The 25,847-nt window shown below is 64.6% G+C and carries 24 protein-coding genes; 14 read left to right on the forward strand and 10 right to left on the reverse strand.

Features of this window, described 5'->3' with window-relative positions; translation table 11 throughout:
• Positions 1–20 precede the first annotated feature (20 nt).
• A complete protein-coding gene (gene ureG, locus GA0061098_RS08835) occupies positions 21–644 on the forward strand; it encodes an urease accessory protein UreG (protein WP_008131868.1) in 624 nt (207 codons plus the stop codon).
• 290 nt (positions 645–934) lie between these two features.
• The gene (locus GA0061098_RS08840) at positions 935–2,593 is read left to right on the forward strand and encodes a CHASE domain-containing protein (protein WP_091955956.1); all 1,659 of its coding nucleotides are present in this window, start codon (positions 935–937) and stop codon (positions 2,591–2,593) included.
• A 33-nt stretch (positions 2,594–2,626) separates the two neighbouring features.
• On the opposite strand, the gene GA0061098_RS08845 is transcribed toward GA0061098_RS08840, so the two are convergent.
• The 5 genes from GA0061098_RS08845 to GA0061098_RS08865 form a co-directional block, all read right to left on the reverse strand.
• Entirely contained in the window at positions 2,627–3,235 is a 609-nt protein-coding gene (locus GA0061098_RS08845; RefSeq protein WP_165637255.1) for a TetR/AcrR family transcriptional regulator, read from the reverse strand.
• Positions 3,236–3,520: 285 nt separating this feature from the next.
• Positions 3,521–4,663, reverse strand: coding sequence for an OpgC domain-containing protein (locus GA0061098_RS08850; RefSeq protein ID WP_091955957.1), 1,143 nt, complete (start codon positions 4,661–4,663; stop codon positions 3,521–3,523).
• 176 nt (positions 4,664–4,839) lie between these two features.
• Positions 4,840–5,295, reverse strand: a complete 456-nt coding sequence (locus GA0061098_RS08855; RefSeq protein ID WP_091955958.1) for a hypothetical protein — start codon at positions 5,293–5,295, stop codon at positions 4,840–4,842.
• 93 nt (positions 5,296–5,388) lie between these two features.
• The gene (locus GA0061098_RS08860; RefSeq protein ID WP_028142077.1) at positions 5,389–5,760 is read right to left on the reverse strand and encodes an ElaB/YgaM/YqjD family protein; all 372 of its coding nucleotides are present in this window, start codon (positions 5,758–5,760) and stop codon (positions 5,389–5,391) included.
• A 78-nt stretch (positions 5,761–5,838) separates the two neighbouring features.
• Positions 5,839–6,951 carry an AI-2E family transporter gene (locus GA0061098_RS08865; protein ID WP_091955959.1) on the reverse strand — a complete coding sequence of 371 codons (1,113 nt, stop codon included), beginning with the start codon at positions 6,949–6,951 and terminating at the stop codon, positions 5,839–5,841.
• A gap of 210 nt (positions 6,952–7,161) precedes the next feature.
• On the opposite strand from GA0061098_RS08865, the gene GA0061098_RS08870 reads away from it, so the two are divergent.
• Together GA0061098_RS08870 and GA0061098_RS08875 are read left to right on the forward strand one after the other, a co-directional pair.
• A complete protein-coding gene (locus tag GA0061098_RS08870) occupies positions 7,162–7,938 on the forward strand; it encodes a L,D-transpeptidase (RefSeq protein ID WP_091955960.1) in 777 nt (258 codons plus the stop codon).
• 16 nt (positions 7,939–7,954) lie between these two features.
• Positions 7,955–8,605, forward strand: a complete 651-nt coding sequence (locus GA0061098_RS08875) for a DUF2865 domain-containing protein (protein WP_091955961.1) — start codon at positions 7,955–7,957, stop codon at positions 8,603–8,605.
• A gap of 111 nt (positions 8,606–8,716) precedes the next feature.
• Here GA0061098_RS08875 and GA0061098_RS08880 read toward each other — a convergent pair whose 3' ends face one another.
• A complete protein-coding gene (locus tag GA0061098_RS08880; protein ID WP_091955962.1) occupies positions 8,717–10,810 on the reverse strand; it encodes a methyl-accepting chemotaxis protein in 2,094 nt (697 codons plus the stop codon).
• A 271-nt stretch (positions 10,811–11,081) separates the two neighbouring features.
• Here GA0061098_RS08880 and GA0061098_RS08885 point away from each other — a divergent pair, with 271 nt between their 5' ends.
• The gene (locus GA0061098_RS08885; RefSeq protein ID WP_007599832.1) at positions 11,082–11,237 is read left to right on the forward strand and encodes a Thivi_2564 family membrane protein; all 156 of its coding nucleotides are present in this window, start codon (positions 11,082–11,084) and stop codon (positions 11,235–11,237) included.
• A 134-nt stretch (positions 11,238–11,371) separates the two neighbouring features.
• On the opposite strand, the gene GA0061098_RS08890 is transcribed toward GA0061098_RS08885, so the two are convergent.
• From GA0061098_RS08890 to cysD, 4 genes are all read right to left on the reverse strand, one after another.
• A complete protein-coding gene (locus GA0061098_RS08890) occupies positions 11,372–11,572 on the reverse strand; it encodes a CsbD family protein (protein WP_026312563.1) in 201 nt (66 codons plus the stop codon).
• A gap of 142 nt (positions 11,573–11,714) precedes the next feature.
• Positions 11,715–13,880 carry a malate synthase G gene (locus GA0061098_RS08895; protein ID WP_091955963.1) on the reverse strand — a complete coding sequence of 722 codons (2,166 nt, stop codon included), beginning with the start codon at positions 13,878–13,880 and terminating at the stop codon, positions 11,715–11,717.
• Positions 13,881–14,176: 296 nt separating this feature from the next.
• Positions 14,177–16,093, reverse strand: a complete 1,917-nt coding sequence (gene cysC, locus GA0061098_RS08900; RefSeq protein ID WP_091955964.1) for an adenylyl-sulfate kinase — start codon at positions 16,091–16,093, stop codon at positions 14,177–14,179.
• A gap of 20 nt (positions 16,094–16,113) precedes the next feature.
• Positions 16,114–16,908, reverse strand: a complete 795-nt coding sequence (cysD, locus tag GA0061098_RS08905) for a sulfate adenylyltransferase subunit CysD (RefSeq protein ID WP_026202064.1) — start codon at positions 16,906–16,908, stop codon at positions 16,114–16,116.
• A 245-nt stretch (positions 16,909–17,153) separates the two neighbouring features.
• On the opposite strand from cysD, the gene cysG reads away from it, so the two are divergent.
• The 9 genes from cysG to GA0061098_RS08950 all read left to right on the forward strand — a co-directional run bounded on the left by cysG (position 17,154) and on the right by GA0061098_RS08950 (position 25,742).
• Complete coding sequence (cysG, locus tag GA0061098_RS08910) at positions 17,154–18,578, forward strand: siroheme synthase CysG (protein WP_091955965.1); 1,425 nt, start codon at positions 17,154–17,156, stop codon at positions 18,576–18,578.
• The gene (locus tag GA0061098_RS08915; RefSeq protein WP_018318747.1) at positions 18,575–18,892 is read left to right on the forward strand and encodes a DUF2849 domain-containing protein; all 318 of its coding nucleotides are present in this window, start codon (positions 18,575–18,577) and stop codon (positions 18,890–18,892) included. Before cysG ends, GA0061098_RS08915 begins: the two co-directional genes overlap by 4 nt.
• A gap of 11 nt (positions 18,893–18,903) precedes the next feature.
• Complete coding sequence (locus GA0061098_RS08920) at positions 18,904–20,559, forward strand: nitrite/sulfite reductase (RefSeq protein WP_091955966.1); 1,656 nt, start codon at positions 18,904–18,906, stop codon at positions 20,557–20,559.
• Positions 20,546–21,061, forward strand: a complete 516-nt coding sequence (locus GA0061098_RS08925; RefSeq protein WP_091955967.1) for a DUF934 domain-containing protein — start codon at positions 20,546–20,548, stop codon at positions 21,059–21,061. Before GA0061098_RS08920 ends, GA0061098_RS08925 begins: the two co-directional genes overlap by 14 nt.
• Positions 21,058–21,789, forward strand: a complete 732-nt coding sequence (locus GA0061098_RS08930; protein WP_091955968.1) for a phosphoadenylyl-sulfate reductase — start codon at positions 21,058–21,060, stop codon at positions 21,787–21,789. The genes GA0061098_RS08925 and GA0061098_RS08930 overlap by 4 nt, the downstream gene beginning before the upstream one ends.
• Before the next feature lie 120 nt (positions 21,790–21,909).
• Positions 21,910–22,911, forward strand: coding sequence for a sulfate ABC transporter substrate-binding protein (locus GA0061098_RS08935; RefSeq protein ID WP_165637243.1), 1,002 nt, complete (start codon positions 21,910–21,912; stop codon positions 22,909–22,911).
• A gap of 36 nt (positions 22,912–22,947) precedes the next feature.
• Positions 22,948–23,784 carry a sulfate ABC transporter permease subunit CysT gene (gene cysT, locus GA0061098_RS08940; RefSeq protein WP_165637244.1) on the forward strand — a complete coding sequence of 279 codons (837 nt, stop codon included), beginning with the start codon at positions 22,948–22,950 and terminating at the stop codon, positions 23,782–23,784.
• A 10-nt stretch (positions 23,785–23,794) separates the two neighbouring features.
• Positions 23,795–24,718 (forward strand): sulfate ABC transporter permease subunit CysW, encoded by a 924-nt coding sequence (gene cysW / locus GA0061098_RS08945; protein WP_091955971.1) that lies wholly within the window; start codon positions 23,795–23,797, stop codon positions 24,716–24,718.
• Entirely contained in the window at positions 24,708–25,742 is a 1,035-nt protein-coding gene (locus GA0061098_RS08950) for a sulfate/molybdate ABC transporter ATP-binding protein (protein ID WP_091955972.1), read from the forward strand. The genes cysW and GA0061098_RS08950 overlap by 11 nt, the downstream gene beginning before the upstream one ends.
• The last annotated feature ends 105 nt before the right edge of the window (positions 25,743–25,847 follow it).

Here is a 25,847-nt window from a genome sequence, read left to right on the forward strand (position 1 = left end):
ATCGAGAAAGAGCGAATGACATGTCGAAATCTCACGGCCCCTTGCGTGTCGGCGTCGGCGGTCCCGTCGGATCGGGCAAGACCGCGCTGATGGACTTGCTCTGCAAGACCATGCGCGAGCGCTATGACATTGCCGCGATCACCAACGACATCTACACCAAATGGGATGCCGAGTTCCTGGTGCGTTCGGGCTCGCTGACGCCGGACCGCATTGCCGGCGTCGAGACCGGCGGCTGCCCGCACACCGCGATCCGCGAGGACGCCTCGATGAACCTCGCCGCGGTGGCGGACATGCGGGCGAAATTTCCCGGGCTCGACCTCGTTCTGATCGAATCCGGCGGCGACAATCTCGCTGCCACTTTTTCCCCGGAGCTGGCCGACCTGACCATCTACGTCATCGACGTGGCCGCCGGCGACAAGATCCCGTCCAAGGGCGGCCCTGGCATCACCCGGTCCGACCTGCTGGTCATCAACAAGATCGACCTCGCCCCCCATGTCGGCGCCTCCTTGGAGAAGATGGACACGGACGCCAGGCGCATGCGCGGCGAGCGCCCCTTCGTCATGACCAATCTGAAGAAGAGCGAGGGCCTTGACCGCATTGTCGGCTTCATCGAGGCCAAAGGCGGCCTGAAACGGGCGGGCTGACAGCGCGCGACGACTTGGCGCATGCCTTTTTCGCCATTAACCTTGGGGCCGGGCCGCAACCACGGAACAAATTTCGGACACGGCGATTAACTACCTCCGGTGCCCGGGCAATTCGCCAGACCATCGGCCGGGCGGATTAAGCTTTCCAGGCGACCCAAGTTGCGTACCGATGCCTCCTCCTTCATTATCTCTGCCACCGGGGTTCACCCTGTTTCGGCACATGGCCGTTCGAGCGGCGTTCATATGCTCCTTGTTTATTGCCGACCTCCTGCTTTCGCCTGAGTAGTCGCGTGGTCCGGCTGGGTTTCATCATCGGTTTCATCGCTCTGCTCGGAGCCTTGCTCTCCGGGCTTGCGGCCTATCGCGTCCACGACCAGGAGCTGGCGCTGGATCGAATCGCGCTCGCGCGCGCGATCGACGTTCATGCCAGCCTGGTGCAGGACCGGCTCACCGAGCGCGAACTGCTCGCACGTGTCGCCTCAGGCCTGTTCCGCACACCATCCGTGATCAAGCCGAACATGCTGGAGCCGCTGCGCTCGGCCATCTATGCCTTCAAGACCGATTTCGTGGTGGCCGGCTGGATCGCCCGGCTGAAGCCGAACGAGCTTACGGCGGCGCAGGCTGCCATTGGGGGCGCCGGCTTCCCGAATCCGAAGATCCGCACCTTTGACGACAAGCCGATCAATCCGGCCGAGATCACCCAGCCGATCGACGTGCTGTTGGATCTCGAGCCGCGCAGCGACGAGACCAAGGCCCTGCCTGGCCGTAGTTACGACCAGGATCAGGTTCGCAGCGCCATGTTGACACGGGCCCGGCTCGAGAAGCGGTCGGTGGCGTCGGACCCGATTCCGCTGTTGCGCGGCAACGGGCCGGTCGGGGTCATTGTGGCAGCTCCCGTCATTCCCGAGGGGGCGACCGAGCCAGCCGGGTTCGTCACCTTTTCCTACGAACTCGCCTCGCTGATGCTGACCAACGACGACATGTCGTTGTTCTCGGTCGCGCTCAGGGACCCGCGCAAGGAAGGTGGCGAGCTCGTTGCCAACGATCAGGGCATCGTCTCCACCCGCATGACGACGGCGGACGGGCCGACGCCATCGGCGACGCGCACGGTGAGTTTCGGCGGCCGTGACTGGCAGCTGGGTTATTACGCCAAGACCAACTCGGCGCGTCGCGCCGAGCAGACCGCGATCATCGTGGCTGCGATCGGCTTTGCGATTACTGCGATGGTGTGCGGCTTGTTTGGCTATGTCGCCTACAACAATCTGCGGCTCAGCCGAGAAATCCAGGTCAGAATCGGCTTCGAGCGCCGGCTGACCGCGGTGATCGACGAGCTCAACCACCGGGTCAAGAATATCCTCGCGGTGATCCAGTCGATCGTGACGCGCACCTTGCGTCACGGCTCGGACATCGACGTCGCTCGCGAGCTCCTGATCGGGCGCATCCACGCCATGTCCAACGTGGTCTCGCTGCTCAGCGAGAGCCAGTGGCAGGGCGTCAAGCTGAAGGGCCTGTTCGAGGCGCGCGCCATCCCGCATGCCGACCGCATCGCCGTCACCGGTCCTGATATCGCGGTCAGCGCGCGCGCGGCGCAGAGCCTCTCGCTACTGTTCTTCGAACTTGCCTCGCATTCCGACGAGGGCCTGTCGCTGGTCGGAAAGCACCCGCACATCACCGCCAGCTGGACCGTGACGGGCGAGGGGGCGGGCGAGGTCTTCCATTTCCGCTGGGAGGAGCTCAACACCAGCGAGGCGACGCGCCGCCCCGATTCCGATTTCGGCCTGATCCTGCTCGACCGCGTCGCCCCCGAGGCGCTGGGCGGCACCGCCAAGCGCTATTTCACCGACGCTTCCTATGTCTACGAGCTGACCGCGCCGATGGAGACGGTGGTCGACATGACCGAGCGCGACCGCACGGACAAGATCTCGGCACCGGTGAGGCCTGCGCGATAGAAGCCGCCGGCTTCAGCCTCGGACTGTCCCTTCCTAACCCTTGGGCCGCAACACCAGGTCGACCAGGTTGCGGGCGTAGGCCGGCGTGATCGGCGCGATGCCGAAGACGTAGCGGTAGAACAGGCCGCCATAGATCGCGTCGTAAAGATCCTCAGCCGGCCCTTCGGCCAGGATGCTGCCATCGTTCTGGCCTGCCGCGATCATCTCGACCAGCGCGTCGCGACGGAATTGCAGATAGCGGGCATAGAACAGCTCGGCGGAGCCGGTTTTGGAAATGCATTCGGAGATGACCGCGAGCTGGACCTTGCCGAACTCGCCCTGGAGCGCCTCGGCGTAGGCTGCGGCATGGCGGCGGGCGCGCGCTGCGGGGTTGCCGGAGCTCACCGCGGGCAGCGGCAGCATCTGCGCGGCATGTTGAAGAAAGGCGTCGATCAAGAGCGCCTCGCGGGACGGCCACCATTTGTAGATCGTCATCTTGGAGACGCTGGAGTGGCGGGCGATTGCGTCGATGGTGGTGGCGGCAAGGCCAGTGGACGCCATCAGCGTATAGGCGCTTTCGAGAATGGCGTTGCTAGTCTCGATCGATCGCGGCCGGCCGCGCCGGGGCGCGCTCTCGGCCTCTTCACCCCCGCTTTTCACCATCGCCACGCCCGGTCTCCTCACGCACAGCCTCTCCGCATAGCGCAGCCGCCGCTTTCGGCCTAGCAGAATCGCACGATTCTCTGCCTGGAGCGTTTTCGAGCGAAGTGGATCCCGGCTGCCGTGAAGAAAACGACCCAAAACAAGAATCCAGGGCCCGTTCCGATTCCATCGGACGAAATTGGCTCTAAAGCATGATCCGGAAAAGTGCGCAGCGGTTTTCCGAAAAGATCATGCTTAAACAACAACCTAAAGCGCGATGACGATTTATCCTCATCGCATCGCGCTTTAGGCCTGCTGCCGCAAGGCCGTCGGCAGATCCTGCCACTTCGACCAGGCGACATAGTAGGCTACCGCGGTCATGGCGGCGAAGCCGGCGAGGCTCACCACGATCTGCATCGCCACCAGATTGGCGCTGGTGATCAGGATGAGATGGCCCGCAAACGACAGGAACACCCCGACGCAGAACACGGCGAGCCATTCCTCGCCACATCGGATGACCGCCTGCAGCGGCTTCAATTGCAGGCCGGGATGATTGGCCGGAATGAGATGGGTCGCCAGCAAGGCGAGCGCGAGGAAGTGAATCACGCGATAGGGCGCGAGGTTTTCCTTGTCGGTCGGCGCGATGCTGTCGAGGAGGAGGTCGGGCAGGTAAGCCGACATTGCCGGCGAATTGCGCAGCAAGGTGATGGCCATCGCGAATACGAGATAGGTGCCGGCGAGAATTCGCAGCCAGGGCATGTCACGTAGCGCGCGCCCGGGCGCGCCCGTCACGGCGAACCAGCCCCCGAGCACCATCAGCATCTGCCAGCAGAGCGGATTGAAAGTCCATTCCTGGTCCGGATAGACCCGAAAATTCCAGTCGAACCAGCGTGCGGCAAGATACAGCGCGACCGATGCCGCCAGGGTCAGGTTCGGCCACCGCAACAGACCCCACAGCGCGAACGGAAAAAAGGCCATCAGCGGGATCATCAATTGCAGGAGATCGAGGTTCAGTGGCTCCTCCTGGAGCACGAGGCCGCGGACCAGGATCCGCAGCGGGTGCTCGAGAATGCCCGAGATATTGTATTCGTGGATGATCTCCGGCGCCATCGACTGCGAGGCGACATAGGCGATGGTGTCGATGTAGATCACGAACAGCACGACATAGGCGGCGTAGAGCCGCCAGACGCGGCGGAAGATGCGCGTCGCCGCGACGAGGTAGCCCCGTTCAAGCGCCATCCGGCCGTGGATGATGGCGACGCCATAGCCGACGACGAACACGAACAGGTCAGCGGCGCCGCTGAAGCCGAAATTGCGCAGCGTCAGCAGGTTGACGACGTTGTTCGGGATATGGTCGACGAAAACCGACCAGTTGGCGATACCGAGCGTCAGATACAGCCTGGCGTCGTGATGGAATGCGGCGAGGTTCGCCTTAACGGACGGTTTCATTGATTAAAATAGCTTTGGGAATCAGGGTGATACTTTTAACGGCAACCGCCTGCCCATCCGAGTAGCGTTTGCGTGATGGCTGGGGCAGCCGCGCCGTTATGGCGCGAAATTGCGCGGTGTCTTATCGACGAATTCTGATAGATGCGCTCGGAGGACTTACAACGAAATTTTCTAAGCTATTCGGCGGGCTCGGCCGACGCCTCGTCGGGAACGCCCGCGCGGCTCGCCATGATGCCGAGGGCGACGCCGCCGATCGCCAGGATCGGCAGTAGCCGTTTGATGCCGATGGCACGGACGATCTGCAGCCCGGTGGCGAGCAGCATGGGATCCGCGAGCATGCTCTGCGCCGCCGACTTCGCGGCGCGCTCGGCCGCGATCTGGGCGCGCTTCTGCACCTCGCGCTTGTAGCCCCAATAAGAGCCTGCCGCTGCCAGCGTCAGCAGGAAGAAGATGCCGGCGCCGGCAAGACAGGCCTGCACCGGGCCATATTTCTCCAGCACCGAGATGAAGGCGGCGGCGCAGAGGAAGCACGTCGTCACGAACAGCGCGAAGGCCGCGGCTGCGGCAAGCGAGGTCAGCCGCACCGTCGTGCCGGTGGATGCACTGATCCCATCGATAATGCGCTGAAACATGGCCCTCGCTCCTCAATTCCCCGCAAGCCAAACCGTCACGGGCCGACACCGGCAACGCGCCGGTGCCGACGCCTCAACACGCGTCCGCAAATCTTACCGGCGCCAGGCGGCACCGATCAGAAAGCCGATGCCGAGCGCGAGTCCGACGGTCGCAAGCGGCCGCTGTGTGATCGCGTCTTCGAGCGTCTCCTCGATCGAGCCGTAGGCTTCCTGGGCCGCGCCCATCATTGCACTGCCGCGCTCCGACACGTCGTCGAGCGCGGTATCCATGTTCTCGCGCGCCTGGCGATAGCCGCGGCGAGCCTGCTTGCTGGTGGAATTGGCAAAGGTGTTGAGCGCGTCGGTGATCTGGTCGGTGAGGGCGGCGATATCGCTTTTCACGGCTGCTACATCCTTCTCGAGGCGTTCTCTGGTGGCTTTGTCGGTCCAGTCTTTCATCCCGGCTTCGGCATTGGTCGTGGACATCGGGAGCTCCAAACTGTTGACGGCTGAGATAGCCGGAAAACGTTTCGTCGTCGGGGAAGTTCCGTTCACGGAAACCGGTCAATCCTGCGGAAGCTGCGGCGCATCCGCCGGCAACAGATGCTCCTTCAGGATCAGCGCGACGATCAGGAGCGGCGACGACAGGAAGGCGCCCATAGGCCCCCACAGCCAGGTCCAGAACGCGAGCGCCAGCAGCACGGCGAGCGCGTTCAGCGCCAGCCGCCGCCCGATGATCATGGGCGTGACGAAGTGCCCCTCCAGGAAGGTGAGGCCGCCGAAGGCGAGCGCCGCCATCAGGCCGCCGCTGATGGTTGGGAAGGCGACCAGCCCCACCACGAGCAGAACGGCGAACATCGCGATCGGCCCGATGATCGGGATGAAGTTGAGGGTTGCCGCGAGCGCGCCGAGCCCGGCCGGATTGGGCATGCCGGTGAGCGCGCAGACGAGGCCGGTGGCGACGCCGACCCCAATATTGATGAGCGTGACGGTCAGGAGGTAGTTGCCGAGATGGACCTCGATCTCGTTGAGGATCCGAAGCGTGCGCAGCCGGGCGTCGCGGTCGCTGAAGGTCATGATCAGCGCCCGGCGCAGGTCGCGCCAGCTTGCGATGAACAGGATCAGGGTGACGAAGAACAGCAGGAATTCGGTAAAGGTCGGTGACAGGAATTCCAGCGTCGGCTGCACCCAATCGAATTTCGGCATCTGGAAGTTCGGCAGTCCTTCCGAGCCGCCGACCATGGCCTGCAGCTCTCGCCACAATGCGAGCGGTCGGTCGAACACGTGCAGCTTGTCCTTCAATTGCGCGCCGAGCTCCGGCAGGCGCGTGCTCCATTCCATCGCGGGGGAGGCGATCAGCGCCACCACAAAGGCCACCACGGCGGTCCCTGCAACTACGATCAGAACGGCACCTACGCTGCGCGGCACCTTGTACCGCTCCAGAAAGCCCGCCGCCGGCGACAGCATGGTGCCGGTGACGAAGGCCATCACTACCGGCAGGAAGAAAGCTCTTCCAACGTAGAGCACGGTAACGACCGCAATCAGTAACAAGCCGGCAAGCGCGAAGGCGACGAACTCGGTGCGGCGGATCACCGGCGGCAGCTCGATATGGCTGTCGGGAAGCGGACTGCCTTCGCTGTTGCCGGGAATCAGACGTTCACTGGGAAGGACGCGCACAATCTCTCTCCCGCACGGAAGCCTCGATCCGCGCGCCCATTTGGCGAGCTGATAATGCGCCAGCAGTGCCGCGGTTCCATCGCGGCTTCGTGAACACGCGCTCGCTTGACTGTGACAAGGATGCCGCGCGCAGGGCCGGAACCTGAATCGCCCCCGCGGCGTTTGTTCGCAAGCGCATCACCCTGATGCACGCATTTAACGGGGCAGCACATGACAAAGTTCTCTGCAGTCCGTCGCCGCTTCTCGCCGCGCGTCGTCACCGCCTTCGCTTTCGCAACCGCTCTGCTGGCGGTGCCTATCGCTGGCGCGAGCGCGCAGACGTACGGCTATTCGCCGATGCAGCCGCAGACGTATCCGCAGGACCAGGGTTACGCGCAGGGCTATGTGAACGAAGCGCCGCAGGCTGCCGACGAGGATGCCCAGCTGCCCGATCGCCTGCGCAAGCAGGTCGTCGGCTTCGACCGCAGCGAGCCGGCCGGCACCATCGTCATCGATACCAACAACACCTATCTCTATTACGTGCTCGGTAATGGTCGTGCGATCCGTTACGGCGTCGGCGTCGGCCGCGAAGGCTTCACGTGGTCCGGCGTGCAGAGCGTCAGCCGCAAGGCGGAATGGCCGGACTGGCATCCGCCGGCCGAGATGATTGCGCGCCAGCCCTATTTGCCGCGCTTCGTCGCCGGCGGTCCCGGCAACCCGCTCGGGGCGCGTGCGATGTATCTCGGCTCCAGCGAATACCGCATCCACGGCACCAACGATCCCTCCACGATCGGCAAGTTCGTCTCCTCCGGCTGCATCCGCATGACCAACGAGGACGTCACCGACCTGTTCAGCCGCGTCAATATCGGCGCCAAGGTCGTGGTGCTGCCGAAGAACGCGCCGCTGATGGCCAAAGGCGGCGACCCCGCGCGCAAGCGTCCAGCCGTGACGGCGATGCCGTCGGGCCGGCAGGCGTTGAATATTTCGGCGTCCTCGGCCGTGAATTAAGTCTGAGTGAGGTGACATGAGCAGACGTATGAACGGCAGGCTCGCTGGCGGTCTGGCAATCCTGGTCATTGCCTCCGCCGGTGTCGCTCAGACGCCGTCGGCGCACGCGGAGGATTTCTTCTCGGCCCTGTTCGGGGGCTTCCGGATGCGGCCGCCGCCGGAGATCCGTATGCCTTTCCCCAACGACGGCATGCCCCGCTACGACGCCCCTCGCCAACGCGCGGCCTATGGCGGCGGCACGGCCTATTGCGTGCGCGGCTGCGACGGCCGCTACTTCCCGGCGCAAGGCAATGATGCCGAGAGCAAGGCGCAATCCTGCAAGAGTTTCTGCCCGACGTCGGAGACCTCGCTGGTCTATGGCGGCAACATCGAAGACGCCACGACCGACAAGGGAAAATCTTATTCGGAATTGCCCAATGCGTACCGCTATCGCAATGAGATCGTCGCGGGCTGCACCTGCAACGGCAAGGATCCGGTCGGGCTTGCGCAGGTCAAGGTCGACGACGATCCTACCCTCCGCAAGGGCGATATCGTCGCCGGCGCTGACGGCCTGGTGGTCGCCAGCCGCAACGCCAACGACCGCCGCGGCGTCGCGATGAATTTTTCGCCGCTGCCGGAATCGGTGCGCGCCAAATTCCGCCAGGTGCCGGTGGTGGCGAAGGAGTAGCGGCGGCTTCACGTGGGGTCTAGCGCTACCGCCTCAATCTCCGGTGTCATCCCCGCGTTCGCGGGGATGACACCGAAGGTGTAGAGGCAGCTTGCTGTCTAACTTACAACGTTACGCCGCGCGGATCTTGCCGAGGAAGTCGCTGACCTCATGGCCGAGCTGGCGGCTCTGGCTCTCCAGCATCTCGGAGGCCTGCTTCACATTGTCGGCGGCTGCGGCGGCAGCGTCCGCATCGGCTTTGACGCCGGTGATGTTGTCCGAGACGTTCTTGGTGCCCTGCGCCGCGAATTGGGTGCTGCGCGTGATCTCCTGCGTCGCCGCACCCTGCTCCTGCACCGCGGCGGCAATGGCGGTCGCCACTTCGTTCACTTCGCCGATGATGCCGCCGATGGTCTGGATCGCGTTGATGGCGTCGCCCGCGACTTTCTGGATGTCGGCGATCTGTTCGGAGATTTCCTCGGTCGCCTTCGCGGTCTGGCTTGCCAGCGACTTCACTTCGGAGGCGACCACGGCAAAGCCGCGGCCGGCTTCGCCGGCGCGCGCCGCTTCGATGGTGGCGTTGAGCGCGAGCAGATTGGTCTGCGCCGCAATGGTGTTGATCAGGCCGACGACCTCGCCGATGCGCCCCGCCGACTTCGCCAGGCCCTGCACGGTGCCGTCGGTTTCGCGCGCCTGCGTGACGGCGCGACCGGCGATGCCTGCGGCATGCGCAGCCTGCTGGCTGATGTCGTTGATTGAGGCCGAGAGCTCCTCGGCGGCGGCGGCGACGCTGTCGACGCTCATGGAGGCGTCGTTGGAGGCCTTGCCGGCGACCTGGACGCGATCGTTGGTCTGGCGCGACACGGCGGAGAGGTCGCCCGAGGTCTTGCGCATCTCGCCGGACGCCTCGCCCAATTCGCCCAGCGTCTTGCGCACCGCGCCCTCGAACTCGCCGACATAGGCCTCGACGGCGCGCTGGCGTGCGGCAGCGCCCGTATTGCGCTCGCGTTCCTGCTCTTCGATCTTGAGCTTGTCGGTGGCCTGCTGCTTGAAGGTCTCCAGCGCGCCGGCCAGTGCGCCGATCTCGTCCTGACGATCGAGATAGCCGCTGTCGACGGCAAGGTCGCCGCCGGCGACCTTCAACATGGCGTCGCGGATGGTGTTCAGGGGATGGATCACGCGACGGCTCACGAGCATGACCGCGCCGACGGCAAGGCCTATGGCGAGCGCCAGCAATCCGAGCTGCACGATCAGTGCGCGCTGCGCGGCGCCGCGCTGCTCCAGCGTATGGGCCTTGGCGGCGTCGAGAGCGGCTTCCGCCACTGTGACAGCGCTGGAAAGGCGGCCGACCGTGAGCGGGCTCCACTGGTTGGCGGTCATCTCGGCCTTCTCGCCCTTGACCAGCGTGTCAGCGAGGCGGTCCCGCAGGGTCAGATATTGCGGCTCGAAATAGGCGGTCTTGGCCGCGGCCATGGCGGAGACGAGTGCGGGCGGCAACTGCATGCCCGAGGCTGACAATTCCAGCGCCTTCCACATCGCCGACGTGCCGCCGACATGCTGGGTGTAGCTGTTGCGGGCTTCCGGTGTGATCTTGCCGGCGGCAAGACCGGTCGAGACGACCAGCGAAGCTTCGCCCGCGGTGTTGCGGAGCAGCCAGGCGTTCTGCTTGATCGACAGCAGCTGGTCGATCACGGCGTCCTGGTGATTCACGGTGGCGGCCAGGACGTTCGACAGCTTGTCGAGCGTTTCGAGCAGGCCGCCCGTCGTCTCCATATATTCCTTCGGCAGGCCGGCCCGACGCTGATCCCTGGGCTTGGCCATATCCGCCCAGAACTGTTTCTGCTCTTCGGTCAGCAACTTGTGGAGGCGCGCAAGCTCCGGCACCGGCGTGCCTGATTGCGGGAAGTCCATGACCGGCAGCAGCTCCAGCGCGCGTGCCATTGCGGGCATCTCGGTGTCCCGGATCGCGCGCAGATATTTCTCGATCTCGGCATCCATCGGTTCGGCCGAGTTGAGGAGCCGCGTCGTGGTCGATCGGTCGGTGCGCAGGCTGTGCATCGCCTTGAACAAATCGGCGGATGCGTCGGCGGTCTGCGAGATGCGGTTGGCGGTCTTGAGGCGATCCCAGGACTCGAAGGCGGTGAGCGAGAGCGCGAGCACCACGCAGGCCGACGTGATCGCGATCACCGCCTTCAGCAGCGCGGATACGGTCAGACGATTCAGCATCGAAGTCCCCCCAATTCCCATTGCAAAGCTCTTGAAAACGCCCGGCAGCATCGACAAGCCCGGCGCGGCAGAACGGCAATCGCACGCCGTTTGCGGCCCACGGCCCCGGCGTCATTTCCGCATCTGAATGGAAAAGGGTAAAATTTTAGGCAGGCCGTCCGATCGTAGAAGTACGTATTTACTAGAAGTTGCAGTGGGTTGCCGCGATGGAACCAGCGCGGGAGACAGGCGTTAGAGCGGTGGTCGCAATTTGCCTGAAGGGGGTCTCGCGATGCTGGTGGGCGTACTCGTCACTTTTCTCGTCGTTATTCTCGTCCTTTATCTCATCAACATGCTGCCGATGGACGGCCGCGCCAAGCAGATCGCGCGCGTGGTCGTCATCATCATCGGCATCGTGTCGCTGTTGAAATATCTCGCGGTGTTCTAGCGAAGGTCACGTAGCCCGGATCAGCGCCGCGATATCCGGAGTGCCGCAACAAAGGTCCCGGATGTCGCTTCGCTGATCCGGGCTACTCGCCAAACAAGAAGCCCCGGCTTTCGCCGGGGCTTCGTTGCACTGCTTCAGTGCAGCGATTTGAGCCAGTCGTCGACGTCTTGACGAACCTGGTCCTTGGCCTTGCCGTAGCGTTCCTGGATCCGGCCCTCGAGCTGCTCGCGGCGGCCCTCGATCAATTGAAGATCGTCGTCAGTGAGCTTGCCCCATTTCTCCTTGGCCGATCCCTTGAACTGCTTCCAGTTTCCTTCGATGCGATTCCAGTCCATGACCATCTCCCAATGGTTGATGGCCGTACAACGCGACCGGCACGCGGCCGTTCCGCTGCGCGGCGCGACGTTTCGCCCGCTGCGCTCAACAAAAAAGCCCCGGCGTGAGCCGGGGCTTTCGGTGTTTCGAGCGGGCCGACTATCAGCCGTTCGCCTTGGCCTCGCGGCGGCGCGCGGTGAGGATGTATTCGGTGTAGCCGTTCGGCTGCTCGCGGCCTTTGAAGATCAGGTCGGAGGCGGCCTTGAAAGCGACGCCGTCGAAGGCGGGCGCCATCGGCTTGTAGATGGCGTCGCCGGCGTTCTGCTTGTCGACCACGACCGCCATGCGCTTGAGCGATTCCATCACCTGCGCCTCGGTGATCACGCCCTGGTGCAGCCAGTTGGCGAGATGCTGGCTGGAGATGCGCAAGGTGGCGCGGTCTTCCATCAGGCCGACGTCGTGGATGTCGGGCACCTTGGAGCAGCCGACGCCCTGGTCGATCCAGCGCACGACGTAGCCGAGGATGCCCTGGCAGTTGTTATCGATCTCCTGCTTGACGTCATCGGGCGCCCAGTTCGACTTCGACACCGGAATGGTGAGGATGTCCGAAAGCTTTGCGCGCGGTCCGCCTTTGGTGAGCTCTTCCTGGCGAGCGATCACGTTGACCTGGTGGTAGTGCAGCGCGTGCAGCGTCGCAGCCGTCGGCGAGGGCACCCAGGCGGTGGTGGCGCCGGCCTGCGGATGGCCAAGCTTCTGCGCCAGCATGTCCGCCATCTTGTCGGGGGCGGCCCACATGCCCTTGCCGATCTGGGCGTGCCCGGGCAGGCCACAGGTCAGGCCCATGTCGACGTTCCAGTCCTCATAGGCCTTGATCCAGGCCTGCGCCTTCATCTCGTTCTTGCGGATCATCGGGCCGGCTTCCATCGAGGTGTGGATCTCGTCGCCGGTGCGGTCGAGGAAGCCGGTGTTGATGAACATGATGCGCTTGGAGGCGCGCTGGATGCAGGCCTTGAGATTGACGGTGGTGCGGCGCTCCTCGTCCATGATGCCGACCTTGAGCGTGTTCTCGGGCAGCGACAGCATCTTCTCGACGCGGTCGAAGATCTCGCAGGTGAGCGACACCTCGTCCGGGCCGTGCATCTTCGGCTTGACGATATAGGCCGATCCCGTGCGGCTGTTCTTGACCTTCGAGTTGCCCTTGAGGTCGTGGATCGCGAGCAGGCCGGAGACGGCGGCGTCCAGAAGGCCTTCCGGAATCTCCTCGCCCTTCTCGTCCAGCACCGCGTCGGTGAACATGTGGTGACCGCAATTGCGCATCAGCAGCAGGCTGCGGCCGTGCAGCTTGACCTCGCCCTTGCCGTCCGGGGTCTTGTAGCTGCGGTCGGCGTTGAGCGAGCGCGTCAGCGTCTTGCCGCCCTTCTCGAAATCGGCCGACAGCGTGCCGTTCATCAGGCCGAGCGTGTTGCGGTAGACCAGCACCTTGTCCTCGGCATCGACGGCCGCGACCGAGTCCTCCATGTCGAGGATGGTGGAAACCGCGGATTCCATGATCATGTCGGCGACGCCGGCCGGATCGTCCTTGCCGATCGCGCTGCTGCGGTCGATCTTCACCTCGACATGCAGGCCATTGTTGGCGAGCAGCACGGCCGAAGGCGCGGCCGCATCGCCCTGGAAGCCGGCGAACTGCGCCGCGTTTTTCAGCGCGGTGGCATTGCCGCTCTTCAGCTTCACTGCGAGCTGGCCCGCGACGACACTGTAGGCGGTGACGTCGGTATGGCTGCCGGTTGCGAGCGGCACGGCGGCATCGAGGAACGCCTTGGCCTTGGCGATCACCTTGTCGCCGCGCGCCTTGTTGTAGCCCTTGCCGCTCTCGGACACGTCGTGCGGGATCGCGTCGGTGCCGTAGAAGGCGTCATAGAGCGAACCCCAGCGCGCGTTCGCTGCGTTGAGTGCATAGCGCGCATTGGTGAGAGGCACGACGAGCTGCGGGCCGCAGATCTTGCCGATTTCCTCATCGACATTGGCGGTCTCGACCTTCTGGGTCGCCGGCTCCGGAACGAGATAGCCGATCTCCTTCAGGAAGGCCGTATAGGCATTGAGGTCGAACGCCTTGCCCTTGCTCGCGCGGTGCCAGTCGTCGATCTTGGCCTGCAACGTGTCGCGCACCGCAAGCAATGCGCGGTTCTTCGGCCCCAGATCCTTGATGATGGCGGCAAGCCCGGCCCAGAACGCATCCGGCGCGATCCCCGTTTTCGGGGCCGCTTCCTTGGCGATGAAATCAAACAGGACGGGAGCGATCTTCAATCCGTGGGCGTCGACGCGTTTCATGATGGGCTTTCTTGTTGGAAATGGCTGTTTTTGGCTGCTTTTGACCCGACAGCAGCAAAATGCGCCCACGAGGGAGCGGCTTTCGGGGCCCTATTAGCCCCAAAACAAGGGCGGTGAGAAGACCCCCAAGGGTTTGTCAAAATGTCAAGAGAAGGTGTGGGCCCCCACGCACCGGTGTCATTCCCCGCGAAAGCGGGGAATCCAGTACGCCGCAGCTTCTCCGTATCCCAAAGCTGTCTCTGGAATACTGGGTCGCCCGGTCAAGCCGGGCGACGACAGCGGGGAATAGGACGGCCTCAAATATTCGCGGCGAGGTCCACGACTTCGTCGAACAGCACGCCGGTGTTCTTCAGCATCTGCTCGATCTCGTCGGCCGCCTCGGCGACGGTTCGCGTCGAGGTGTCGATCACGAGCTCGGCCGCCTGCGGCGCTTCGTAGTCGTTACCGATGCCGGTGAAGGATGCCAGCGCGCCGGCGCGAGCCTTCTTGTAGTGGCCCTTGGGATCGCGATCCTCGCAGACCTCTGCCGGCGTCGCGACATGGATCTCGCGGAACGCGGTGTCGGCGATGCGGCGTGCGGTGGCGCGGTCCTCGCGCGCGGGCGAGACCGCGGCGACGATGGCGATATGGCCGTTACGGGCGAGATGCGTTGCGACTTCGGCAAGGCGGCGGATGTTCTCGCTGCGATCAGCAGTGGAGAAGCCGAGATCGCTGTTGAGCCCGGCGCGCAGCGTGTCGCCGTCGAGCAGGATCGGCGAGCCGCCATTGGTGAACAGCCGCCGTTCCAGCGCCTTGGCGAGCGTCGACTTGCCCGAAGCCGGCAGGCCGGTGAGCCAGACCACGGCGCCGTTGTGCTGATAACGCGCGGAGCGCTCGTCGGGGCGAAGCGCGGATTCCACCGGCACGATGTCGACGGGCACGGCGCGCTGGCCGGCATCGACCGACAGCACCAGACCGCCGCCGGCGATGCGTCCGGAGACTTCGATCACGAGACGACCGGTGCGCGGATTCTCGGTGTAGGGATCGGTGGCGATCGGATTCGACAGCGAGATGTCGATCTCGCCGACATGGTTGCGGCCGATCGCTTTGTTCTCGGTGCTCGAGAGCTCGCCCGGATCGACCGCCTTCTCGATCGCGACGACCGTGGCGCGGCTTTCCTTCGGCCCGCAACGGACCAGGAGCTGGTCGCCCTTGGCGAGCGGCTTGTCGTGCAGCCAGAAGATCCGCGCCCGCAGCCGGCGCGTCTCGCGCGGGGCGCTGCCGGCATGCGCGACGATGTCGCCGCGCTCGATGAACAATTCGCGGTCGAGCGTGATGCCGACCGAGCGGCCCGCGCCCTGCCGTCCCGCAACCGGCGTCGCCGGCCAGCTCTCGACGGTCTTGATCTTCGCGATCTTGCCGGCCGGCATGATCACGATCTCGTCGCCGGCAATGAGGCTGCCGGACTCGATGCGGCCCGCCACGATGCGGCGGTCGTCGAACTTGTAGATCGCCTGCACCGGCAGCCGCAGCGCCAGCGCTTCCAGCGGCCGCGCCGGCTCGAGAGCGTCGAGCGCCTCGACCACCGTCGGGCCCTTGTACCAGGAGATACGGTCGGTGCGCATCGCGACGCCGTCGCCGTCGCGCGCGGAGATCGGGATCACCGCCGTGGGCTTCACGCCGAGGCCGTTCAGATGTGCGGAGATCTCGTCGCTGATCTCCTTGAAGCGCTCTGCGGAGAAGTCGACGCGGTCCATCTTGTTGACGACGATCGCGACCTGCTTCACGCCGAGCAGATGCAGGAGATAGCCGTGCCGCCGTGTCTGGTCGCGCACGCCTTCGAGCGCGTCGATGATCAGCACCGCGCCGTCGGCCTGCGAGGCGCCAGTGATCATGTTGCGCAGGAATTCGGCGTGGCCGGGCGCGTCGATCAGAACGATGTCACGCGAATTGGTGCGGAAGCGGATCTGCGTGGTGTCGATGGTGATGCCCTGGTCACGCTCGGTCTGGAGCGCGTCGAGCAGGAACGACCATTCGAACGGCATGCCGCGCCGCGCACTGACGGCCTTCAGCATCTCAAGCTTGCCGTCGGGCAGGCTGCCGGTCTCGTGCAAGAGGCGGCCGACCAGCGTCGATTTGCCGTGGTCGACATGGCCGACGATGACGATGCGGACCTGCGGACGGGTGGTGCCGTTCGGGGTGGCGGGCGAAGCCGGGGTGACGATCATGTTCATATCGCGCTCGCGTCCTGAGATCAGAGATAGCCGGCGACGCGCAGGCGCTCGAAGGCGTCCTCGGTCTCGTGGTCGAGTGCGCGGCCGGCGCGCTCCGGCACCTTGGTCTGCTCGAGCTCGATCAGGATTTCGTCGATGTTGGACGCGGTCGATGCGACCGGATTGGTGATGTCCTGATCGCCCAGCGAGCGATAGCGCTTGCCATCCTTGGCGAGATACAGCGGGATGATCGGGATGTTCTCGCGCTTGGTGTAGGCCCAGATGTCGGCCTCGGTCCAATGCAGGATCGGATGGATGCGCAGATGCGCGCCTTGCGGCGGCGAGGCGTTGAAATGGTCCCAGAACTCCGGCGGCTGGTCGCGCACGTCCCAATTGCCTTCGAGCCCGCGCGGCGAGAACACACGCTCCTTGGCGCGCGTTGCCTCCTCGTCACGGCGGATGCCGGCGATCAGGCCGTCAAAGCCAAATTTGCCGAGCGCCATCTTGAGGCCTTCGGTCTTGCGCGCCGCGGAGCGGGCGGCCGGCGGCAGCGTCGGATCGACGGCATCGATGGGCGGGCAGGGCTCGACGCGCAAATCGAGATCCCACTCCTTGCCGTAATGATCCCGAAAGCGGTACATCTCCGGAAACTTCTTGCCGGTGTCGACATGCAGTGCCGGGAAGGGCACGCGGCCGAAGAACGCCTTCCGCGCCAGCCAGATCATGACGTTGGAGTCCTTCCCGAGCGACCACAGCAGCGCGATCTTCTTCAACCGGGCGAACGCCTCGCGGAAGATGTAGATGCTCTGCGCCTCGAGCTGGTCTAGATGGTCCATGCTGGGGGCAAGATCAGCAGAAAATTCTTGCGTGCGTGCGCGCTCGGCCGGGGCCGGGCTGCTCGGTCCGCTCGCTGCGGAATCGTCCTTGAGAAGATGCATCTCTGCCACTTTGCGTTTGGAGGCGAAAATTCTATAGTTGCGGCGCGGAAGAGAAGAAAAAATTTTCTCTTTGCGCGCTCGAAATGACACATATATAGAAAATAATTCCAGTCAACCCCGGATGTGGGGGAAGCGAGTATCGCATGCGGTTCTTGCCGGTGTTTCTCGATCTCAAGGCCGGTCCGGTGATCCTCATCGGCGCGGGTGAGCTTTTGCGTGCCAAGCTGCGCGTGCTCTCTGCCGCCGGTGCGCGCATCCGCGTGCATGCGATCGACGGCAATCAGGATATGGACCTCGGCTCCGGGGACGCGGCGCGTATCGAGATCGCGTCGGGCGATCCGCTCACCGCCGATCTCTCGGGAGTCATCGCCATCGTCTGTGCCGGCGCGGGCGATGTCGGCGTGGCGATGTCGGCGCGAGCGAAGGCACTGGGCCTGCCCGTCAACGTCATGGACGATCTCGAACATTCCAGCTTCATCTTCCCGGCGATCGTCGATCGCGGCGATGTCGTGGTCGCGGTAGGTACCGGCGGCACTTCGCCTGTCGTTGCACGGCGCGTGCGGGAGAAGATCGAGGCGCTGCTGCCGGCCCGTATCGGTGAGCTCGCCGAGTTCATCGGCGGCTTTCGCAAGTCCATCAACGAGCGCATCACCGAGTTTCCGCTGCGCCGCCGGTTCTGGGAGCGCGTCATCGACGGCCCGATCGGCGCCGCCGTGCTCGGCGGCCGCAGGAGCGAGGCGGATGCCGCGCTCAAGGCGATTGCCGATCCCTCCGAATTCGCGCGTGCCGACAAGCCGGAAGGCTCGGTCGCGCTGGTCGGCGCCGGTCCCGGCGATCCCGATCTTCTCACCATCAAGGCGCTACGCGCATTGCAGGACGCGGACATCGTCTTCCATGACGAGCTGGTCTCGGGCGAAATTCTCGACCGCATCCGCCGCGACACCACGCGCGTTGCCGTCGGCCGCCGCGTCGGCAAGCCCGGCATCGGCCAGGACGCCATCAACAAGCGCATGATCGAGGCCGCGCAATCCGGCCAGCGCGTGGTGCGGCTGAAGGGCGGCGATCCCTTCGTGTTCGGCCGTGGTGGCGAAGAGGTCGAAGCCCTGCGCGCGGCAGGCGTCGCCTATTCGATCATCCCCGGCATCACCGCGGGGCTCGGCGGCGCCGCCGATTTCGAGGTGCCGCTCACCTACCGTCATGAAGCGACCCGCATCACCTTCCTCACCGCGCACAAGGCGCGCGATGCGGAAGTCGTTGACTGGTCGACGCTGACCGACACCAAAATGACCGTCGTGGTCTACATGGGCAAGACTGCCGCGCCCGCAGTGCGCGCCGGCCTGTTCGCCGCCGGCCGTTCGCCGGAGACGCCGGTCGGCGTGTTCGCGCGTGTGACGCGTCCCGACGCGCAGGGCGCGATCGGCACGCTGCGCGACCTTCCCGAGCTGGTGCGGCGGGTCAGCGGCGGTCCCGCCATTCTCATCATCGGCGAGGTGGTCCGGCATGCCGGTTCCCTTCGTCGCGAAACCCCAAAGCAAATCATCTCTGACCTATTGGATGCAGCCGAATGACCTCTCCGCTTGAACAGAAGAAGATCAAGATCGCCGGCCCCTCGATCGTGACCGCCAACCGGACCTGGGACGGCATCGTGGTTTATCGCACCGCTGCCAAGAGCTGGTCCGCGGACCTGTCGGAAGCTGCGATCGTGCGCAACTCCGACGAGGCCAAGGCGTTGCTTGCGGAGTCCGTGGCCGATGACGTCGGCGCGATCGGTCCCTATATCGCGCCGGTGCAGGTCGGCGCGGACGGCAAGATCGAACCCGGCAATCTGCGCGAACAGATCCGCCGCACCGGTGTGACCATCGGACAGTCGGCCCAGGTTTAAGGCGCTTTCTTATGTATGCTTACGACGAAATCGACCGCACGCTCGTCAACGAGCGCGTCTCGGAGTTCCGCGACCAGGTGAAGCGGCGTCTTTCCGGCGAGCTCACCGAGGACGAGTTCAAGATCCTGCGCCTGCAGAACGGCGTCTATCTGCAACTGCACGCCTACATGTTCCGCGTCGCGATCCCCTATGGAACGCTGGCGACGAACCAGCTGCGGGCGCTCGCCCATGTCGCGCGCAAATACGATCGCGGCTACGGCCATTTCACTACGCGGCAGAACATCCAGTTCAACTGGATCAAGCTCGCAGAGCTGCCGGACGCGCTGGAAGATCTCGCCAAGGTCGGCATCCATGCCATGCAGACCTCCGGTAACAACATGCGCAACGTCACCTCGGACCAGTGGGCCGGCGTCGCGCCGGGTGAGATCGAGGATCCCCGCATCTGGTCGGAGCTGATCCGCCAGCACACCACGCTGCATCCGGAATTCTCGTTCCTGCCGCGCAAGTTCAAGATCGCGATCACCGCGTCGGACCACGACCGCGCCGCGATCAAGATCCACGACATCGGCCTTCGCCTGATCAAGAACGAAAAGGGCGAGACCGGCTTCGAGGTGCTGGTCGGCGGCGGTCTTGGCCGCACGCCGTTCATCGCCAAGACCATCAAGCACTTCGTGCACGGCCGCGATATCCTGAGCTATATCGAGGCGATCCTGCGCGTCTACAATCAGTATGGCCGCCGCGACAACATCTACAAGGCGCGCATCAAGATCCTGGTCCACGAGCTCGGCATCGAGAAGTTCTCGCGCGAGGTCGAGGAGGAGTGGCAGCACATCCGCAACTCCTCGCTCCAGATCGACGACGAGGTGATCGAGGACATCCGTTCGCGCTTCACCTATCCGGCTTACGAAAAGCTCCCGCACATGCCGGACGAGCTGCGGCAGGCGGCGGCCGATCCCGACTTCGAAGCGTGGCGCAAGAACTCGGTGGCCCCGCACAAGAACCAGGGCTACTCCATCGTCACGATTTCGCTGAAGCCGATCGGCGCGCCTCCGGGCGATGCCACGGCGGAGCAGATGGATGCGCTGGCCGATCTCGCCGACAAATATTCCTTCGGTGAGATCCGCGTCGGCCACGAGCAGAACCTGGCACTGCCGCATGTCGCCAAGCGCGACCTGCCGGCGCTGTGGAAGGCGCTCGACAAGCTTGGCCTTGCGACACCGAACGTCAATCTGATCACCGACATCATCGCCTGCCCGGGTCTCGATTATTGCTCGCTGGCGAATGCACGATCGATCCCGATCGCGCAGGAGCTGACGCGGCGCTTCGCCAACCACGAGCTCGCCAACCTGATCGGCCGGCTCCACATCAACATCTCAGGCTGCATCAACGCCTGCGGTCATCACCATGTCGGCCATATCGGTATTCTCGGCGTCGAGAAGAACGGCGAGGAGGTCTACCAGATCACCATCGGCGGCCGCGCCGACGAGAACGCGGCGCTCGGGAACCTGATCGGGCCGGGCGTCAAGTTCGACGAGGTCGCCGACGTCGTCGAGGACATCGTGGAAGCCTATCTGGCGCTGCGCGAGCGGCCTGAAGAGCTGTTCATGGACACCGTGAAACGCCTCGGCGTCGAACCCTTCAAGGAGCGCGTCTATGCCACTCGTTAACGGCGGAAAGATCGCCGACGACAGCTTCGTCAAGCTGGCCGTCGACACGCCGCTGCCCGAGGGCGGCGACATCCTGGTGCCGGCCGAGCGCTTCATCGGCGAGGCCGATGCGCTGCTCAAGCGCGCCGGCAAGGTCGGCGTGATCTGGCCGAACAACCGCGACATCGCCGAACTGGTCCCCTATCTCGGCAAGATCGCAGTCGTCGCGCTGGTGTTCCCGACCTTCCGCGACGGCCGCGCCTACAGCCAGGCCCGCCTGCTGCGCGAGCGTTACAATTACCGCGGCGAGTTGCGCGCCACCGGCCAGGTGCTGCGCGACCAGTTCGTGTTTATGCTGCGCGCCGGCTTCGATTCCTTCGAGGTCAAGAAGCAGGCCGACGCGGAAGCCTTCATGCAGACCGCAAAGCGCTATTCGGTATTCTACCAGCCGACCGGCGACGGCCGCATCACGGCCTTGCACCGGCGCATGCAGCTGCGCCATTCCGAAGGCGTCGGCACGTGAACGCGATCTCGCCTCAGGTTTCGTCGACGTCAGTCTCTGCGCTTCCGTCAGCGGACGAACTCGATCGCGCGCTGCGCGATGCCTCGCCCGCGGAGATCGTCGCCGCGGCGCTGAAGACGGTCGGGCGCGAGAAGCTGGCGCTGGTGTCGTCGTTCGGCACGGAATCGGCAACGCTGCTGAAGGTCATGGCGGACGTCGACCCCGCGATTCCCGTGATCTTCCTCGATACCGGCTGGCTGTTCGAGGAGACGCTGGCCTATCGCGACACGCTGATCGCGACGCTTGGATTGAAGGACGTCCGCTCGATCAAACCGGCGGAGGAGACGCTGGCGCGCGAAGATGCCGACCGCGATCTCTGGTTCTCCGACCCCGACGCCTGCTGCCGCATTCGTAAAGTCGAGCCGCTGGCGCGGGCATTGAAGCCGTTCTCGGCCTGGCTCAACGGCCGCAAGCGCTTCCAGGGCAATGCGCGCGCCGATATTCCGGTGGTTGAAGACGATGGCGTGCGGTTGAAGTTCAACCCCTTCGCCAACGTCTCGCGCGAGGAACTCGAGGCCATCTTCGTCCGCGCCAAATTGCCGCGTCATCCACTGGCCGCCTCCGGTTTCCTGTCGGTTGGGTGTATGCCTTGCACGAGCAGAACGGCCGAGGGTGAGGATGAACGTGCCGGTCGCTGGCGCGGCCGGGCCAAGACAGAATGCGGCATCCACACGATGAAGACTTCGTAGCACAGTCACGCTGCCACGCTGCGAACAAGAAAATCCGGTTTCGTTGACTTAAGCGCGTTTCGCCGCGAGTTTCGCCTGCCTTCGCTGACACCGACGTCGTCGAAGTGAATGGAGATGGACATGATGCGCCGTATCGTTCCGCTCGCTGCAGGACTTCTCGCGACGGTTTTTGTGGCAAGCGCGGCTCTCGCTGCCGATATCAATTTGCTCAACGTGTCCTATGATCCGACGCGCGAGCTCTATGCCGAATTCAACAAGGCGTTCGCGAACGCCTATCAGAAGGAAACCGGCAAGAGCGTCGAGATCAAGCAGTCGCACGGCGGCAGCGGTTCGCAGGCGCGCGCGGTGATCGACGGATTGCAGGCCGATGTGGTGACGCTCGCGCTCGCCTACGACATCGACGCGATCGCCGGCAAGGGCCTCACGGCGACGGACTGGCAGAAGCGGTTGCCGCAGAATGCGTCGCCCTACACCTCCACCATCGTGTTCCTGGTGCGCAAGGGCAATCCCAAGGCGATCAAGGACTGGGACGATCTGATCAAGCCGGGCGTTGCCGTGATCACGCCGAACCCGAAGACGTCGGGCGGCGCGCGCTGGAATTATCTGGCGGCCTGGGGCTTTGCGCAGAAGAAATACGGCGCCGCCGACAAGGCCAAGGACTTCATCGGAAAGCTCTATCAGCAGGTGCCGGTGCTCGATACCGGCGCGCGCGGCGCCACCGTGACCTTCGTCGAGCGCGGCGTCGGCGACGTGCTGCTCGCCTGGGAGAACGAGGCGTTTCTCGCCCTGAAGGAATTCGGCCGGGAGAAATTCGAGATTGTGGCGCCGCCGCAATCCATCCTCGCCGAGCCGCCGGTCGCGATCGTCGACAAGATTGCCGACAAAAAGGGCACCCGCAACGCCGCCGATGCCTACCTCCAGTACTGGTACACCAAGGAGGGGCAGGAAATCGCCGCTCGCAACTTCTACCGCCCGCGCGATGCCGAGATTGCCAAAAAATACGAAAACGCCTTCGCAAAGGTCGAACTATTCACGATCGACGACGTTTTCGGTGGTTGGACCAAGGCGCAGAAGGAACATTTTGCCGACGGCGGCATCTTTGACCAGATCTATAAGAACTGATCTGGCGCTGTCTTAAGGGCTTTAGCAGGGGGCCTGGTGAGCGCACTCGCAGCACGACGCCGGACATTGCCGGGCTTCGGTCTCACCATGGGACTGACGCTTTCCTGGCTGTCGATCATCATCCTGATTCCGCTCGCCGGGCTGTTCCTGAAATCGCTCGAGCTCAGCCCCGAGCAGTTCTGGAACATCCTCTCCAGCCGACGCACCCTGAATGCCCTGCGGGTTTCCTTCGGCCTTGCGTTCGCGGCGGCCAGCGTCAACCTCGTCATGGGCAGCATCATCGTCTGGGCGCTGGTGCGTTACCGCTTCCCTGGCCGGCGGCTGTTCGACGCCATCGTCGACGTGCCCTTCGCGCTGCCGACGGCGGTCGCCGGCGTCGCGCTGACCGCGCTGTTCGCCGAGAAGGGCTGGCTGGGGGCGCCGCTGGCGGCGCTCGGCATCAAGGTGGCGTTCACGCCGGTCGGCATCTTCGTCGCCATGATCTTCATCGGCATTCCCTTCGTGGTCCGCACGGTGCAGCCGGTGCTGCAGGATCTCGACCCCGAGATCGAGGAGGCCGCGGGCAGCCTGGGCGCCAGCCGGTGGCAGACCATCATCCGCGTGATCCTGCCCTCGCTCGCGCCGGCGCTGCTCACCGGGCTCGCGCTCGCCTTCGCCCGCGCGGTCGGTGAATACGGCTCGGTGATCTTCATTGCCGGCAATCTGCCTAATGTCTCCGAGATCGCGCCGCTCTTGATCGTGATCCGGCTGTCCGAATTCCGCTACGCCGACGCGACCGCCATCGCGGTGGTCATGCTAGTCGTCTCCTTCGTCATCATTTTCGCCGTCAACCGGCTCCAGCGCTGGGCGCGGAGCCGGATCCCGGCGCGCTGAGGGGGATGCGATGACGATGCAGATCGCAGACTCCGTGTCGCTCTCGGCTCCCGACGCCAAGGCACGTGCGAAGGCCCGGGCACATGCGGCGGCGGCGCAAGACAATTTGCGCACCGAGCCGCGCGCGGTGCGCATCACGATCATCGCGTTGGCGATGATCTTTCTTTCCGTCTTCGTCGTGCTGCCGCTGGTGGTCGTGTTCGCGCAGGCCTTTTCGAAGGGGATCCTCGCCTATCTCTCCGCGCTCGCCGAGCCGGAGGCGCTGGCCGCGATCAAGCTGACGTTGATCGTCGCGGCGATCTCGGTCGGCCTCAACCTTGTCTTCGGCCTCGTCGCCGCCTGGGCGATTGCAAAATTCGATTTCGCGGGCAAGACCTTCCTGATCACGCTGATCGACCTGCCGTTTTCGGTCAGCCCGGTGATCTCCGGCCTCGTCTTCGTTCTGCTGTTCGGCGCGCAAGGCTATTTCGGCAGCTGGCTTAGGGATCACGACATCCAGATCCTGTTCGCGGTGCCCGGCATTGCGCTCGCCACCACCTTCGTGACCTTCCCGTTCGTCGCGCGCGCGCTGATCCCCCTGATGCAGGAGCAGGGCACGCAGGAGGAGGAGGCTGCGGTTTCGCTCGGTGCCTCGGGTCTTCAGACCTTCTTCCGCGTCACGTTGCCCAACATCAAATGGGGCGTGCTCTACGGCGTCCTGCTCTGCAATGCGCGCGCGATGGGCGAGTTCGGCGCGGTCTCCGTCGTCTCCGGCCACATCCGCGGCGAGACCAACACGATGCCGCTGCTGGTCGAGATCCTCTACAACGAATACCAGTTCGTCGCCGCCTTCGCGATCGCCTCGCTGCTGGCGATGCTGGCGCTGATCACGCTGATCGCAAAGACGGTTCTCGAACGTCACCTCGACGAAGGACACGACGCAAGTGACCATTGAAGTCAAAAATCTCGTCAAGAAGTTCGGGAGTTTTGCCGCCCTCGACGGCGTCGATCTCAAGGTCGACAATGGAGAATTGCTGGCGCTGCTCGGTCCATCAGGCTCCGGCAAGACCACCTTGCTGCGGATCATCGCCGGCCTCGACTGGCCGGATTCTGGCGAGGTCTCCTTCAACGGCGAGGACGCGCTGGCGCAGGGCGCGCGCGAGCGGCATGTCGGTTTCGTGTTCCAGCATTACGCGCTGTTCCGCCACATGACCGTGTTCGAGAACGTCGCCTTCGGCCTGCGCGTGCAGCCGCGCGCGGTCCGCAAAGACGAGGCGGCGATCCGCGCGCGGGTCAAGGAGCTGCTCGACCTCGTGCAGCTCGACTGGCTCGCCGACCGCTATCCGAGCCAGCTCTCCGGCGGCCAGCGCCAGCGCATTGCGCTGGCCCGCGCGCTCGCGATCGAGCCGCGCATTCTCCTGCTCGACGAGCCCTTCGGCGCGCTCGATGCCAAGGTGCGCAAGGAGCTGCGCCGATGGCTGCGCTCGTTGCATCACGAGATCAACGTCACCTCGATCTTCGTCACCCACGACCAGGAGGAGGCGCTCGAAGTCGCTAACCGCGTCGTCGTCATGGACAAGGGCAGGATCGAGCAGATCGGCTCGCCCGACGATGTCTATGAAACCCCGGCGAGCGCTTTCGTCCACGGCTTCATTGGTGAATCCATCGAGCTCCCGGTTCAGGTCGAAGGCGGCGTGATCAGGCTCGGCGACCGGCCGCTTCGGCTCGCTGCCGACGGGCTTGCGCCTGGCGCGTCAAAACTGTTCGTGCGGCGACATGACATGCTGGTCGGGCCCCCCGGCAGCGGCGCCTTCGAGGGCGCGGTCCAGCACGTCCGCAATTTCGGTCCCGTTCAGCGCGCCGAGGTCGCATTGTCGGGCGGCGAGACCATCGAGATCGACGCCCCCCGCGACAAGGAACTGCGCGCCGGCGACACCATCGGCCTCAATCCCCGCCGCTACCGGATCTTTGCGGGCTAGGCTCCGGTCATTCCGGGATGGTCCGTAGGGACCAGACCCGGAATCTCGAGATTCGGGGTTCGATGCTTCGGCATCGCCCCGGAACGACATCGAGCAGATTTTCCT

It is taken from the genome of Bradyrhizobium shewense, from assembly GCF_900094605.1.
Classification (GTDB): domain Bacteria; phylum Pseudomonadota; class Alphaproteobacteria; order Rhizobiales; family Xanthobacteraceae; genus Bradyrhizobium; species Bradyrhizobium shewense.

What these genes read in the sequence shown, in the direction of transcription:
- ureG (WP_008131868.1), top strand. Translation starts at nt 21, where the DNA reads ATGTCGAAATCTCACGGCCCCTTGCGTGTCGGCGTCGGCGGTCCCGTC.
- GA0061098_RS08925 (WP_091955967.1), top strand. Translation starts at nt 20,546, where the DNA reads ATGCCACTCGTTAACGGCGGAAAGATCGCCGACGACAGCTTCGTCAAG.
- GA0061098_RS08860 (WP_028142077.1), bottom strand. Translation starts at nt 5,760, where the DNA reads ATGTCCACGACCAATGCCGAAGCCGGGATGAAAGACTGGACCGACAAA.
- GA0061098_RS08890 (WP_026312563.1), bottom strand. Translation starts at nt 11,572, where the DNA reads ATGGACTGGAATCGCATCGAAGGAAACTGGAAGCAGTTCAAGGGATCG.
- GA0061098_RS08885 (WP_007599832.1), top strand. Translation starts at nt 11,082, where the DNA reads ATGCTGGTGGGCGTACTCGTCACTTTTCTCGTCGTTATTCTCGTCCTT.
- cysC (WP_091955964.1), bottom strand. Translation starts at nt 16,093, where the DNA reads ATGAACATGATCGTCACCCCGGCTTCGCCCGCCACCCCGAACGGCACC.
- cysW (WP_091955971.1), top strand. Translation starts at nt 23,795, where the DNA reads ATGACGATGCAGATCGCAGACTCCGTGTCGCTCTCGGCTCCCGACGCC.
- GA0061098_RS08855 (WP_091955958.1), bottom strand. Translation starts at nt 5,295, where the DNA reads ATGTTTCAGCGCATTATCGATGGGATCAGTGCATCCACCGGCACGACG.
- GA0061098_RS08915 (WP_018318747.1), top strand. Translation starts at nt 18,575, where the DNA reads ATGACCTCTCCGCTTGAACAGAAGAAGATCAAGATCGCCGGCCCCTCG.
- GA0061098_RS08920 (WP_091955966.1), top strand. Translation starts at nt 18,904, where the DNA reads ATGTATGCTTACGACGAAATCGACCGCACGCTCGTCAACGAGCGCGTC.
- GA0061098_RS08935 (WP_165637243.1), top strand. Translation starts at nt 21,910, where the DNA reads ATGATGCGCCGTATCGTTCCGCTCGCTGCAGGACTTCTCGCGACGGTT.
- GA0061098_RS08850 (WP_091955957.1), bottom strand. Translation starts at nt 4,663, where the DNA reads ATGAAACCGTCCGTTAAGGCGAACCTCGCCGCATTCCATCACGACGCC.
- GA0061098_RS08895 (WP_091955963.1), bottom strand. Translation starts at nt 13,880, where the DNA reads ATGAAACGCGTCGACGCCCACGGATTGAAGATCGCTCCCGTCCTGTTT.
- GA0061098_RS08870 (WP_091955960.1), top strand. Translation starts at nt 7,162, where the DNA reads ATGACAAAGTTCTCTGCAGTCCGTCGCCGCTTCTCGCCGCGCGTCGTC.
- cysG (WP_091955965.1), top strand. Translation starts at nt 17,154, where the DNA reads ATGCGGTTCTTGCCGGTGTTTCTCGATCTCAAGGCCGGTCCGGTGATC.
- GA0061098_RS08845 (WP_165637255.1), bottom strand. Translation starts at nt 3,235, where the DNA reads ATGGTGAAAAGCGGGGGTGAAGAGGCCGAGAGCGCGCCCCGGCGCGGC.
- GA0061098_RS08875 (WP_091955961.1), top strand. Translation starts at nt 7,955, where the DNA reads ATGAGCAGACGTATGAACGGCAGGCTCGCTGGCGGTCTGGCAATCCTG.
- cysD (WP_026202064.1), bottom strand. Translation starts at nt 16,908, where the DNA reads ATGGACCATCTAGACCAGCTCGAGGCGCAGAGCATCTACATCTTCCGC.
- GA0061098_RS08880 (WP_091955962.1), bottom strand. Translation starts at nt 10,810, where the DNA reads ATGCTGAATCGTCTGACCGTATCCGCGCTGCTGAAGGCGGTGATCGCG.